The sequence below is a fragment of the Pantoea vagans genome, assembly GCF_004792415.1.
GTDB classification, from domain to species: Bacteria; Pseudomonadota; Gammaproteobacteria; order Enterobacterales; family Enterobacteriaceae; genus Pantoea; species Pantoea vagans.
Genome location: NZ_CP038855.1, coordinates 44,341 through 57,911, shown reverse-complemented (window position 1 = coordinate 57,911; position 13,571 = coordinate 44,341). Strand labels below are relative to the sequence as shown.

At 53.1% G+C, this 13,571-nt stretch carries 11 protein-coding genes; 5 read left to right on the top strand and 6 right to left on the bottom strand.

The genetic code is table 11. From position 1 onward, the window contains the following. Positions 1-6 precede the first annotated feature (6 nt). Complete coding sequence (locus tag EGO56_RS21740; RefSeq protein WP_135911092.1) at positions 7-2,190, top strand: peptidase domain-containing ABC transporter; 2,184 nt, start codon at positions 7-9, stop codon at positions 2,188-2,190. A gap of 55 nt (positions 2,191-2,245) precedes the next feature. Here EGO56_RS21740 and EGO56_RS21735 read toward each other — a convergent pair whose 3' ends face one another. From EGO56_RS21735 to EGO56_RS21715, 5 genes are all read right to left on the bottom strand, one after another. Beyond that, on the bottom strand, positions 2,246-2,743 hold the full coding sequence (locus EGO56_RS21735) for a FidL-like protein (RefSeq protein WP_135911091.1): 498 nt from the start codon (positions 2,741-2,743) through the stop codon (positions 2,246-2,248). After that, positions 2,740-3,684, bottom strand: coding sequence for a transcriptional regulator (locus EGO56_RS21730; RefSeq protein WP_135911090.1), 945 nt, complete (start codon positions 3,682-3,684; stop codon positions 2,740-2,742). The genes EGO56_RS21735 and EGO56_RS21730 overlap by 4 nt, the downstream gene beginning before the upstream one ends. A gap of 63 nt (positions 3,685-3,747) precedes the next feature. Then, positions 3,748-4,668, bottom strand: a complete 921-nt coding sequence (locus tag EGO56_RS21725) for a substrate-binding domain-containing protein (protein WP_135911089.1) — start codon at positions 4,666-4,668, stop codon at positions 3,748-3,750. 70 nt (positions 4,669-4,738) lie between these two features. Next, positions 4,739-5,518, bottom strand: a complete 780-nt coding sequence (locus tag EGO56_RS21720) for a TIM barrel protein (protein ID WP_135911088.1) — start codon at positions 5,516-5,518, stop codon at positions 4,739-4,741. Further along, complete coding sequence (locus tag EGO56_RS21715; protein ID WP_135911087.1) at positions 5,518-6,531, bottom strand: Gfo/Idh/MocA family oxidoreductase; 1,014 nt, start codon at positions 6,529-6,531, stop codon at positions 5,518-5,520. Before EGO56_RS21715 ends, EGO56_RS21720 begins: the two co-directional genes overlap by 1 nt. A 465-nt stretch (positions 6,532-6,996) precedes the next feature. Between EGO56_RS21715 and EGO56_RS21710 the strand changes: the two genes are divergently transcribed. The 4 genes from EGO56_RS21710 (at position 6,997) to EGO56_RS21695 (ending at position 12,363) form a co-directional block, all read left to right on the top strand. Next, positions 6,997-8,958, top strand: coding sequence for a sigma-54-dependent Fis family transcriptional regulator (locus tag EGO56_RS21710; protein WP_135911086.1), 1,962 nt, complete (start codon positions 6,997-6,999; stop codon positions 8,956-8,958). A gap of 155 nt (positions 8,959-9,113) precedes the next feature. Next, positions 9,114-9,728 carry a TetR/AcrR family transcriptional regulator gene (locus EGO56_RS21705; protein ID WP_013356598.1) on the top strand — a complete coding sequence of 205 codons (615 nt, stop codon included), beginning with the start codon at positions 9,114-9,116 and terminating at the stop codon, positions 9,726-9,728. A gap of 228 nt (positions 9,729-9,956) precedes the next feature. Then, positions 9,957-11,237, top strand: a complete 1,281-nt coding sequence (gene fabF, locus EGO56_RS21700; protein ID WP_135911085.1) for a beta-ketoacyl-ACP synthase II — start codon at positions 9,957-9,959, stop codon at positions 11,235-11,237. Positions 11,238-11,475: 238 nt separating this feature from the next. Beyond that, the gene (locus tag EGO56_RS21695; RefSeq protein ID WP_135911084.1) at positions 11,476-12,363 is read left to right on the top strand and encodes an ROK family protein; all 888 of its coding nucleotides are present in this window, start codon (positions 11,476-11,478) and stop codon (positions 12,361-12,363) included. Positions 12,364-12,417: 54 nt separating this feature from the next. On the opposite strand, the gene EGO56_RS21690 is transcribed toward EGO56_RS21695, so the two are convergent. Continuing rightward, complete coding sequence (locus EGO56_RS21690; protein ID WP_135911083.1) at positions 12,418-13,392, bottom strand: Rpn family recombination-promoting nuclease/putative transposase; 975 nt, start codon at positions 13,390-13,392, stop codon at positions 12,418-12,420. Positions 13,393-13,571: the final 179 nt, after the last annotated feature.

Here is a 13,571-nt window from a genome sequence, read left to right as displayed (position 1 = left end):
TGTTCTGTGCTGTTATTAGAGAAACTTAATTTTAAATGGTTTAACCGCCTGCCGATGATTCGCCAGTCTCAGGCTGCGGAATGCGGTCTGGCGTGCCTGGGTATGATTGCCAACTACCATGGCCATGAGATCGACATGATCACGCTGCGCCGTCAGTTTGCCACATCGCTTAAAGGTGCCACGCTGACTGCTCTTATCGCGATGGCACAACAGCTCAATATGAGTTCACGTGCGCTGCGTGTCGACATGGAAGAGCTGTCTAAATTACGTATGCCCTGCATTCTTCACTGGGAACTCAATCATTTCGTCGTACTGAAGAGAGTACGTGGCAATAAAATCACGATTCACGATCCTGCACGCGGTGTGCGCGAGCTGACATTCAAAGAGGCTTCAACTGCCTTCACCGGCGTAGCACTGGAGCTGGTTCCCTCATCCAGTTTTGAAGTCAAAGAGGAAAAAGAAAGCATCTCGATGATGAAGCTGGTGGGAAGCGTAACCGGGGTGAAATCTGCGTTTGCCCAGGTTCTCATCCTGTCGGTCGCCCTGGAATTTTTTGGCGTATTGACCCCCTTCTTTATGCAGTGGGTGATGGATATGGTGCTGGTCTCCGCCGACTACTCATTACTGACGTTGCTTGGGGTCGGTTTTATCATGATTGCGATATTCCAGACTATTGTGACCGCTTTACGATCGTGGGTGATGAGCTGGTTTTCAAGTCAGCTAAGTGTGCAATGGACGGTTAACGTCTGTCATCACATGTTAAAACTGCCACTGGAGTGGTTTGAATCACGTCATGTGGGTGACGTTCTCTCCCGTTACGGCTCGCTCAACACCATTCAGAGTACGCTGACCACCCGCTTCATCAGTACCGTATTAGATGGGGTCATGTCGATTGTGACGGTTGTGATGCTCTTCATCTATAACGCACAGCTTGCCTGGCTGGTTATCGGGCTTTTCATCGCTTATGCGTTGCTGCGCTTTGTGGCTTACGATCCGGTGCGACGTGCTAACGAAGAGCAAATCATCAGTTCAGCCCGAACGCAGTCTTCACTGCTGGAAACGTTACGGGGTATTCAGGCGGTTAAAACCAATAACAAACAGGTTCCCCGCCTCGCGGCTTATATGAACTTTCTGGTGGACTCCACCAACAAAGGCATCGTCATACAGAAGCTGAATATTCTGTTTGGTTCAGCTCAGGGACTGCTGACCTCGGTAGGCCGGGTAATATTAGTCTGGCTGGCCGCGATCCAGGTGCTGGATGGCAATTTCTCTGCGGGGATGCTCACCGCGTTTATCAGTTTCTCCGATCAGTTTCTGAGCCGGGGTGCAGGCCTGATCAACGCTATTATCGACTTCAGAATGCTGCGTATGCACGGTGAGCGTCTGGCTGACATTGTCCTGTCAGAGACGGAAGCCAGCTCAGAAATGCATGCGGGTCTGATAAGCAATGAAATGCACGAAGATATGGATAGACCTCAGGATATCAGACTGACAAACATTTATTTTCGATATGCCCCGACAGAGCCCTGGGTTGTCGCGGATGCCAGTCTGGAAATTAAAGCCGGTGAGAGCCTGGCAATTGTTGGCCCTTCCGGTCAGGGAAAAACGACGCTGGCTAAAATCATTCTGGGTCTGCTGCACCCGGAAAGCGGCACTATCACCGTAGGTGGCATGGATATCACCCAGACCGGACTCGAACATCATCGTAACCGCATCGGCTGTGTGATGCAGGATGACATTCTGTTTTCAGGCTCCATCAGCGAGAACATCAGCTTTTTTGATAACGAACCCGACCACGCCAAAATCACCCGCGTCGCACGCCTGGCGCAAATTCACGCCGACATTATGAAAATGCCGATGAACTATCAAAGTCTGGTAGGCGATATGGGATCTTTTCTGTCGGGTGGTCAGCTGCAACGAATTCTGCTGGCACGCGCGCTGTATCGCGAACCTCAGATTCTGGTGCTGGACGAAGCGACCAGTCATCTGGATATCTATAACGAAGCGCAAATTAATAACGCAATCCGTCAGATGAAGATCACCAGAATCATCATCGCGCACCGCCCGGAAACGATCCGCAGTGCAGATAAAATTGTCCGGTTAAATAACGGCGTACTCAGCGAGGTCACGGCTGAGGAGCTATTTAGTCAGGCAGAACGGCGCGATGACGCAGAGACGACACTGGAGTAGTTAACCAGCAAAGGCATGATCCCTTTCCGGTTTCATGCCTGCTGGATCTGGTGGATCAGTATCTCTGACAGGTAAACAGATAGGAGAGCGGTCCGCCGATCAGATACGTCTTGTTATCAACCTGCGTGATATCCAGCTGCAGATACGTAGGGTCGAGCGTGATTTCTGCCAGCAGCAGATTAAACAGCGCATCCGGCGTTGTATCGTTTGTTGAAGTAATAATCGTTCTGATTTTATAGCGATAGGTATCACTATCAATTTTATGCCCTTCGCTCAACGCAATACGTCGATTCAGCGTTGTAACCTCTTCACCCGACGTCACCTGCCCGTTTAGCAACAAATATCCTGAGTTCAGGTCGATAAAACGCAAATCCTGCGAAACAGTAAACTCTGTTCTTTTAGCATCGTGGCGGCTGAGATCGTAGCGACTAAATGCTGAGCAGCGAAATGGGAGCTCGTCAGCCTGATGCCTGAAATAATTAATGCCGGCAAAAATAACCAGCAACAGGGCAGCCAGCGTTATCGTCAGAGTAAGGGTGGCGCGCCGTTTCAATTCATTCTCCAGTCAAAATAATAGAAGTTGTCGCAGGAAACGGTATGGCCACTGCTGTTAAGGTTGCAGGCGGAGAGAATCGTTCTGCCATAATTTGTGGTGGTCACAGACGTGTGTTTATCAAAATAGATGCGTCGTCCGGGCGTGCAGGATTGATTATTCTCTTTCAGAATTTCAAGAATTTGCTTATCCAGTGACTTTTGCTCAAAAACATCCAGCCCCGGTATAATCACCGCCTCGCAGCCGCCTTCTGGTTTGATGATACTCATCGTGGAACTCTTTTCAGCAGACTCACGTGCAGTGAAGTACCCGAAAGCCGTTCCCAGCAACATCAGTATGACAATCGCCGATATGAGCTGCCTGATGGTGAATGAGCGCTTTTCAGCAACCTTATCTGCAGCGGCAGGTTCAGGCTGAACGGCCTGTTTGTTCTGTACGGAAGCAGCATTCTCTTCTGGTATCTCATCTGGCTGATCTGCCGCCGTAACAAAAACCGGGGAAGCTTCGCGTTCAATTTTGATTTCGGTATTAAGCCGGATACCAATTTTTGGAATGGTGATAATCAGGTTTTCACAACCATAAGCCGCAAGCGCTCTGCGCAGAATACTCAGATACTGGTTCAGATTGCTGTTTGATCCGCGCAGCCCATACTTATCCCAGACTTCGGTCAGCAGGGTTTCGCGCGCCAGTATTTCTCCCTGGGAATTCAGTAACTGCTCAAACAGCCGGCCCGATGAAATACTCAGACTCAGCGTGTCCTGAGTAGGAATATGGCTCAGCGTACAATCATCCGAATTGTAGGTAACCTGGTCATCGATAATGTAAATCATTAAGAAATCACTGAATTTGCGCTCATTTCTGACAGTATAATTCAGCTGATCTAAAGAAGCACGAATGAGTCCTGAATCAGCCAACGCACAGAGGTGACGTTTAACTGGCATTAAAATGCGACAGGCATGAGGATTCGCAGCCTGCCGCACCGTTCTCGTGATTAAATCCAGCTTTCAGGGCTGATTCTCTGCGACAAACGCCGGGTAATTAGCCTGCGTAATGGTCTTGTAGGGGATCCAGTTCAACGGGTCGACTTTCTGTTTATCCAGCAACGCCTTAACGATCTTAACCGCTCCCGTCGCCTGCCCCTTAGCATCCTGGAAAATGGTCAGCGTCATCTTTCCATTTTTAACAAACTGCTGACCGTCGGGCGTACCATCAATGCCGGCGACCAGAATGTGACTGTTTTTCGCCTGACTCAGCGCCATGATCGCGCCGATGGCCATTTCATCATTATTAGCGGCAATCGCATCAATGGGTCGCTGATTAAGCAGCCATCCCGACACCACGTCTACCGCTTCATTGCGCTGCCAGCGTGCGGTCTGTTTTTCAATCACCGCCATCTGCTTATATTTAGCGATTACGGCTTCAACAGCGCGTGTCCGTTCACGCGCTTCTTCGTTTGATAATGCACCCATTAAAATAGCGACATTGCCACGGTAGTTCATCTGTTTTGCCAGCGCCTCCATCTGCATCTCACCTCCCAGAGCAGAGTCCGAACCGACATAGGCCATATTGACCGGCAGTTTCACTTCCGGCTTGCGGTTAACAAACACCAGCGGAATGCCTGCGGCTTCTGCCGCTTTCACCATCGGCAGTACGCCCTGCGTATCGACCGGATTAAGAATAATTGCGTCCACGCCCTGATTGATAAAATCCTCAACCTGCTGAACCTGAAGCGCAACATCACCTTTGGCATCGACAAACTGCCCCTCCATATTCAGCGCCTTTATCTCACCCACCATCTGTGTGCGCAGAATTGAAACGAAGTTAAGGTCGAAATTCGCCAGTGCAACCCCGATTTTCGGTGTTTTCGCCCAGGCAGTAACGCTAATCAGCAGGCTGAGCAGCAGTGCTAACATTCTGGTTTTCATCGTGTGTTCCTGTAGGGTAATTTTTATTGAGTAAACCGCCGGGCAACAGGCAAATACCCGGTGGAATCGCTTATAACGTAAAATGATCGCGGAACTGCGCCAGCGCGGTTTCGCTGTCACCTGCGGCCCAGCCTTCCAGCGCAATAACGCCGCTGTAGCCCATGTGATTCAGCGCACGGGCGATGGCACGATAGTTAATTTCTCCGGTGCCCGGCTGCATCCGGCCCGGCACATCGGCTACCTGAATCTCTCCGATGGCGTCACCACAGCGGCGGATAAGCGCGATCAGATTTCCCTCTCCAATCTGCGCATGATAGAGGTCAAGGTTCATCTTCAGAGCCGGGCTGCTGACCGCTTCGACCAGAGCCAGCGTATCGGCAGCTCTCGCAAAGGGCGTACCCGGATGATCGACCGCCAGATTGAGGTTTTCGAGGGTAAAAACCCGACCGGCCTGTTCGCCCAGTGCAGCCACACGGCGCAGGGTATCGGCCGCTTTAAGCCACATCTCGCCGGTCACTACCTCAACCGGACGAACCGCCTGGCCGCTGGCATCCAGTCCGGTGCCGTGCAGATTCAGGCGCGGGCAGTTCAGACGTTCTGCAACCGCCAGTGAGGTTTCCGCGCTTTGCAGTAGCTGCGCAATCTCATCGTCATCGGTCAGGTTTCCGCTGAGGTAGCCTGTCATGGAGGTAAAACGCGCGCCTGTTGCCACCAGCGCGTCGATATCTTTATTAGCCCAGTTCCAGATCTCCACCCCAAATCCCAGCGCATGGATCTTTTCCACGCGCGCGATAATGGGCAGATCGAGAAACACCATCTCGGCACAGACTGAGAGCTGATAACCGGCCATTAGCGTGCTCCCAGCAGAATGGGTTTACGTTGTCTGACTGATTCAATACAGGCCAGCGCAATTTCCAGCGCGTTGCGCGCATCGGTGCCGGTCGCACGCGGTTTATCACCGTGCAGAATTGCGCGCGCAAACTCTGTCATTTCAGCGACATATGCCTCGCGCAGCAGATCGGTATCCAGCCGGGAGGTCGCTATTGCAATACCGTCGGCGTGATAGCGTACGCAGTTATCCTGATTAATATTGCCTGTCTGCAGCATGCCTTTACTGCCAAACACTTCGCCGCGAACGTCATAGCCGTAAACGGCCTGGAAGCTGGCTTCCGCCGTGGCTATCGCTCCGTTATCAAAGCGAATTGTCACCACCGAGGTATCAAGTAACCCTTTATCTTTAAAATCAGGCCGTACCAGCGCATCAGCCAGCGCATAGACTTCGACAGGTCGCACCCCCGGGTTAAAGTGCAGCAGAGTGTCAAAATCATGGATCAGGGTTTCAAGAAAGATGGTCCATTGCGGGATCGGGGCCGGATCGCGCAGGCCTGGATCGCGGGTCACAGAGCGGCTTAACTGGGTGGTGCCATTGGTGCCCGCTCTGATCGCTTCAATGGCTGCGGCGAAGCCCGTACTGAACCGACGATTGAACCCGACCTGCAACACGACGCCCGCGTCCTCAGCGGCATTGATAGCCCGATCGGCTTCCTGCAGCGTCACCGCCATCGGTTTTTCGCAGAAAATATGTTTGCCCGCCTGCGCGGCGGCGATCACCAGTTCAGCATGCGTGCGGGCAGGTGTAGCAATAGCAACCGCATCGATTTCACTGTCATTAAGTAACGCCTGGATATCGGTATAGGCTTTCTCCACTCCCAGCCGATCCGCCAGTTGCTGCGCTGCGCCAGGCTGCAGATCGGCAACGGCTGTCAGCCGGGCGCCGGGCACCCGCAGCGCCAGGTTTTCTGCATGAAAACTCCCCATGCGGCCAGCGCCAATCAATCCCACTCGTACCGTTTTAAGACTCATAACTGCTCCTGTGATTTATTGTCAGCCCGTCAGAGCTGGGTAGGGTTCGGAGTTCGCCTGCACTTCAGCAGCAAAACGACCAGATTCTGAACGCATCATGGGCTCAGCATGTTCCGGCAAAATGCGCCATCCACTTTGCCGGCCCGTCAGTGCCAGATGTTTCGTTCAGGACTCAGTGACGCCGGACAACATCGGGATGTCAGAGCCGGAGATCACGCCGTTCCATGAGGCCGTAAGTCAGATAAACAGCAGTAACTTCAGATTTTGTTCACGCATAACCGCTTAACTTTCAGGTTGTTTTTAACCGGTGAGCGTTATCAACAGCGTTGCAAAGCGGATGCCAGTTTTTAAGCAGGTGTTTCTGTGAACGCGCTCGCAGAAGCCTCTTCATAACTGAAAGTAAAATGTACATGTCAACTTAACATGTCATTAAAATGGACATTTCATCGACGTCGGGAGAGTGAGATGCAATCGCTGCATGATTTATTGCCAAATAAAGAAGAGAGCGACGCCATATTCAGCCTGCCGGACGGCAGTGACGCGGCACAGTGGGAAACACAGCTTGTGCGCGGCTGGCAGGCGTTTCTCCAGGGTGAAAAGCCACACTGGATCCGCCGCAGTATTCTGCAATCCTGGGCACGCTCCCGCGAGCATCACATCGATCCAACGCACTTCTGCTACACCCCGACCGATCCGTCAGAGCTGGCCGCTATCCTGAGTCATAACAGCGAGCTGATCGCCGTGGCTCATAGCGTGATGGAGAATCTGCTGGCCTATAATCCCGATGGACACATTAATCTGACCGATGCTCAGGGCGTAGTGCTGAGCTTCTGCGGCAGCGACCTGACGCCGGTTGGCAGCGTTCTGCGTGAGGAAATTCTGGGCACGAATTGCACAGCGCGCTGCCTGCGCGAGCAGCGGCTGGTATACGTGCTGAGTGGGGAAAACTGGAAAATCGCACTGCGTAAACGTAACCGGCAGTGTGCCGCAGCGCCCATCCGGGATGCCAGCGGTCAGATGACTGGCGTGCTGACGCTGACCGCCACTCCTGACAACTTCAATGCTCATACGCTGGGAACGGTACAGGCCGCCGCAGAAGCGATCGGCCAGCAGCTGACGCTGCGCCGCCTGCTGGCCGAGCAGCAGTCGATACTGGAAAACCTGAATGAAGGCGTGGTGGTCTGTGACCGCGAGGGACGTATCAAAACGCTGAATCGCTATGCGCGTCAGATCTTTGCCGGTCTTGATGCCGGTAACGCTTCGATTGACCAGCTGCTGCAACCCCAATCTGGTTCGCTGCTTACCCTGCCCTGCTGCAATGACCGTGAGATGGTTTTCCGCCCTGATGGCAGGCACAGCGTCTCCTGTCTGGTCTCGCTGATGCCGGCCCCGGACGGCGGGCGTATCCTCTCGCTTCGGGAAAACCAGCGCATTCGCGCCATTACGCGACGGGTTCTCGGCGTCAGCGCCAGTTATACCTTTGATATGATACGCGGTCAGGCCCCTACGCTTCAGCAGGCACTTCAGGATGCCCGCGCCAGCAGTCGCAGTGACAGTACCGTTCTGCTGACCGGTGAAAGCGGAACCGGCAAAGAACTGTTTGCTCAGGCGATCCACAACGCCAGTAGCCGGGCACATGAGTCCTTTGTCGCCGTCAACTGCGGCGCACTGCCGCGTGATCTGGTACAGAGCGAGCTGTTCGGCTACGTCGATGGCGCCTTTACCGGTTCACGGCGCGGTGGATCGGCAGGCAAGTTTGAACTGGCCGACGGGGGCACACTGTTTCTGGACGAGATTGGCGAGATGCCGCTGGAGGCGCAGACCAGCCTGCTACGTGTACTGCAGGAGAGTGAAGTACTGCGCATCGGGGCGGCGCATCCGGTAAAAGTGGATGTCCGTATTATCGCGGCGACCCACTGCGATCTGCAAAGCGCAGTCGAACAGGGTGCCTTCCGGCGTGACCTGTTTTATCGCCTGAATGTCATTTCGCTGACCATCCCCGCCCTGCGTGAACGGCAAAGCGATATTCCCGATCTGGTGAATACCTTTATCCGCACGCTGTGTCAGCGGCTGAATAAACTGCCTCCGCAGGTCAGTCCTGAAGCAATGAACGCTCTTGAGGCCTGGCACTGGCCTGGCAACGTGCGTGAGCTGGAAAATCTGGTCGAGCGAATCGTTAATCTTTGCCAGAGCCACATTATCGACCTCGCCGATTTGCCGCCAGCGATGGTGACCCGCAGTGATGCTGAAAACCATACGTCTGCCAGCAGTCTGCTGCAGGATAATGAGCGAGCCTGTATCCTGCAGACACTGCGCGCTCAGGGCGGAAATATGCGCCAGTCTGCTAAGCTACTGGGTATTTCACGTACGGCGCTGTACAACAAGCTCAATCAATGGAACATCGCCATCGACACACTGCGTCAGTAAATTAATCTTAAACGCAGTAACTGGCCTGGCGGCCTGCAAGAACAATTCTTACGCGGCAATTCATAGCTTTTCGCCGCAGCAGGACTTAAAATGTGACCACCCATAACAGTGGTCACTGAATTTATCACCCACCTTCAATTTGTCAGGCTATCATAATGACCCAATCCGTAACGGACAGTGGAACGCGCGGTCCTGCCGATCACAATGTGCGTGACCAGATTGTCGAGGCTGCCATGCAGCACTTTGCGCATTACGGCTACGAAAAAACCACCGTCTCAGATCTCGCCCGGGCTATCGGCTTTTCCAAAGCCTATATCTACAAGTTTTTTGAATCGAAACAGGCGATTGGCGAAGTGATTTGTTCAAACCGGCTGGCGATGATCATGGAACGTGCTGAAACCGCGATCGCCGATGCTCCAGGCGCATCAGAACAACTGCGGCGGCTGTTTCAGACGCTTTCCGCCACCAGTACTGAGCTATTTTTTCACGAACGTAAACTCTATGACATTGCCGCTGTCGCGTCGCGCGACCGCTGGCCCTCTGCCATGGCTTACGAAAAGCGGATTCTGAATCTGATTCAGCAGATCCTTCGCAGGGGTCGTGAAATGGGTGAGTTTGAGCGTAAAACTCCGGCTGACGACGCGGCAGAAGCTATCTATCGGGTAATCAGACCCTATGTCAGCCCGGTGCTACTGCAATACAGCCTCGATGAGGCTGAGGCCGCTTCCACGCAGCTGGCCGCACTGGTATTACGCAGTCTTGCGCCCTGAATGAAGTGACTATTGACTTAATTGGTCACAAAGGCAAAGATAACGGCCTGTCTGATTATCGCTCAGGATCCTGATGCTGCTAAGCTTATCTTTGTCTGTTCACTTTCATACCTGCATTCGCACATCGCACCCTTCTGCTAAGGGTCTCGTTAATCGCGCTTCAGGCGCGCATCAACTTTCTGCGGCAGTACTTTATTCGCTGTCCGGACTGACTACGGGAGCAACCGCATGAGTCATTCAACCTTATCTCAACGCATCGTCATCACTGGCGCGGGTATCGTCTCGCCGCTGGGTTGTGGCGTTGAAACCGTCTGGCAGCGATTAACGGCGGGTGAATCGGGTATTCGCGTTCTGCCCGATACGCTCACCGCAGGAACCGGTATTTCAGTGGGGGGCAGCGTGCCCGGCATCGAAGACGATCCGCTGGCCGGATATGACCCGGCGTCGTTCATTGCGCCAAAAGAGCGAAAAAAGATGTCGCGGTTTATTGAGTTTGCCCTGCTGGCAGCGGAAGAAGCGCTGAAGCAGGCAGGCTGGCATCCTGAAGATGCGTCTGCGCGTGAACGCACGGCTACGATCATTGCTTCTGGCGTTGGCGGCTTTGGTGCGATTGCCGACGCAGTGCGCACGACCGACGCGCGTGGTCCGCGCAGGCTCTCACCTTTTACTGCACCCTCGTTTCTGGCGAACATGGCAGCCGGTCATATCTCAATTAAACACGGTTTCACCGGCCCGCTCGGCGCGCCTGTTACTGCCTGTGCAGCAGGCGTACAGGCTATTGGTGACGCTGCAAGATTAATCAGAAGTGGTGAAGCGGACATTGCGATTTGTGGCGGCACCGAAGCGGCGCTGGATCGCGTGACGCTGGGCTGTTTCGCAGCCGCGCGCGCACTATGCGCAGGATATGAAGATGAGCCGCACCACGCCTCACGTCCGTTTGATCGGGACAGAAGCGGCTTTGTCATGGCCGAAGGCGCCGGCCTGCTGGTCATTGAGTCGCTGGCCCATGCAGAGGCACGCGGAGCGACGCCGCTGGCGGAGATTGTCGGCTACGGCACCAGCGCTGATGCTTACCATCTTACGGCGGGTCCGGAGGATGGCAGTGGCGCTGCGCGGGCGATGAGGTTAGCTCTGCGACAGGCGGGGATCAGCCCGGATGACGTTCAGCATATCAATGCTCATGCAACCTCGACTCAGGTCGGCGATCACGGTGAGCTGTCCGCTATTCGCGCCGTTTTTGGCGATGATTCGCCGGTCGCGATCTCATCAACCAAATCCGCCACCGGTCATCTGCTGGGTGCGGCGGGTGGCGTTGAGGCGATATTCACACTGCTGGCCCTGCGCCATCAGCTTATTCCGCCAACACTGAATCTTTATCATCCCAATGAAGCAGCAGGCAGTCTTGACCTGGTGGCGCTTAAAGCCCGACCTGCGGCGCTGAACTATGCCATGTCGAACGGATTTGGTTTTGGCGGCGTCAATGCCACTATTCTGCTACGTAAGTGGTAATGTCGGCATATTGACGACTCAATCGGCGCTGCCGGATATACTGGCAGCGTCGCTGATCACATCACCATCCAGCCTATACAGCGCATTCTGTTATTACCTGTGTGCCGCCGGTCTTCAGCCCTTCAGCATCAGCTTTATAAATCTGTACCTTTCCTGACAAAATTGCCGTCGCCTGGCCGTCTGCCCTTTTCTTTCAGCACTACAATTAATCGAATGAAAACAACTTCAGAGAACGTTGATGAAAATTGCAGCTTTCGATATTGGTGGTACCTCTTTAAAAATGGGTGTGATTGACGATCAGGGAAATATTCTGACCAGCGATAGTGCTGATATTTCCCATAATGCACGCGATAAAATACTTGATGAAATCCTGGCCTGGCTGGAGAAAAATCCCGGTTGTGCTGGTATTGCCGTCAGCACACCCGGTTATATTGATGCTGACGCTGGTTATATTGCCATGGGCGGCACCATACGTGACTTTGACCAGTTTCATCTGAGCCAGTGGCTGACAGAAAAAACGTCCCTGCCTGCTACCGTCGAAAACGATGCACACTGTGCGCTGCTGGCGGAAAAGTGGCTGGGAAAAGCGAAAAAGCTCAACGATTTCCTGATGCTGACGATAGGCACCGGGTTAGGCGGAGCGGCCTTTTGCAATGGCGCACTGATTCGGGGTGGACGCAACCGGGCTGGCGAGTTTGGTTGCCTGCTGACGTCGCGTCCCACCAGCGGCAATATAGAACGCCACACCATGAGCCAGAGCTGTACCATGACGGCGCTGCGGGAGAATTACAGCCAGCTTATTGATAAGCCTGCCGACGATGTCAGTGGTAAAGATGTCTTTGACGCATACGATCGTAATGAAGACGCCGCGCAGCAGGTGGTAAATAAATTTTATGCGGATCTTGCGGCCTGCTTATATAACCTGTTCAGCGTGTTCGACCCACAGAGGGTATTTATTGGCGGGGGAATTACTGAGCGCGAACCCTTCCTCAAGGAACTGGGAGAGCAGCTGGCAAAATATGATCCTGATATCCGCATAGATGCCGCAACCTACGGTAACGACTCCGGCATGCTGGGCGCAGCCTGGAATTACCTGCAGCGCCAGCCGGCGGGCAATAAGACCTGAGAGCTTTGCTTTCCCTGAAGTGAAAAATTGTCATCAGGTCTTATCCGCAGAGGCTTAATGCTGGATGTTAGCCAGATCGTCTGAGGAAAGACCTGTCATTTCCATGATGGTTTTACGTTCAAGGCCGCGCTGTAACATAACGCGAGCGATTTCCAGAGTGGCTTCGCGCTTACCTTCACTGCGGCCTTTCTCCATTCCACGCTGTTCGCCCAGCTCAATACCTTCAGCGCGGCCTTTTTCTATACCCTTTTCTATACCTTTTGCGATACCTTTTTGCTCAAGCTGCTGTGCAATAGTCATCAGTGCATCTCCGTGTTGCGGCACCCGCTGTGCCAGTTCGCGAACGAAAGCTTCGTGATCAGCTGATTCACCTGCCTGCATTAAATAGTGTATCAGCGCCAATACCTGGGGTGAAGAAAGATAATCGGCCATCAGTAAGGTACTCAGACGGTCAATGATGGAAGCTATATCACGTTGATGAATATGCTTCTGCATCAGCGTCAGTGCGGCCATGCTACGGTGCTTCATGATTTCGTCATCAGGAATAACCGTGACGTCCACCAGCGGAAAAGCACTTCCATAGAGTTGTTCTGCCACAGCCGGATCATCAAATTCGTCGAACCAGCGGGTCGAATAAGGATAGGGCGTGCGCTTACCGGTGTAGAACAATACAGGTATCACCAGAGGCAGCTTTTTATGACCGGCTGCAAGATGCTGTTGCATAGCGGCAATCGCATAACGCATCAGGCGAAACGTCATATGTCTGTCAGGTGTAGATTGATGTTCAATCAGAACGTGTATATAGCCGTCCCCGGCTGAGGTTTTAAGACTGTAAAGGACGTCACTAAAATATTGCCGCAAATCGTCTTCAACAAAGGAGCCGGATTCAAGCTTAAGTGTGCCGAGATCGCAGATTTTACGCAGTTCTTCAGGAAGATGCAGCTGCATAAAATCTCTGGCAACATCCGGATTTGCCAGAAACTGTCGGAATGTCGCGTCATGGGGTACAGGGCTTTTTTTCTTTCTCATCGGTTTACTTTCTATAAGGTTCACATACTGATAGCTCAGGGAAGAGTGGTTTATCCAGGCCGGATGGCAATATTATCGCTGTGTTATCTGTGAATTAAAATGCACTACATCTATGCTGGGTTAACTGAAATATTTAAAAGTAAAACGAATACATCCAAAATAAGCAACCCCTTAATATC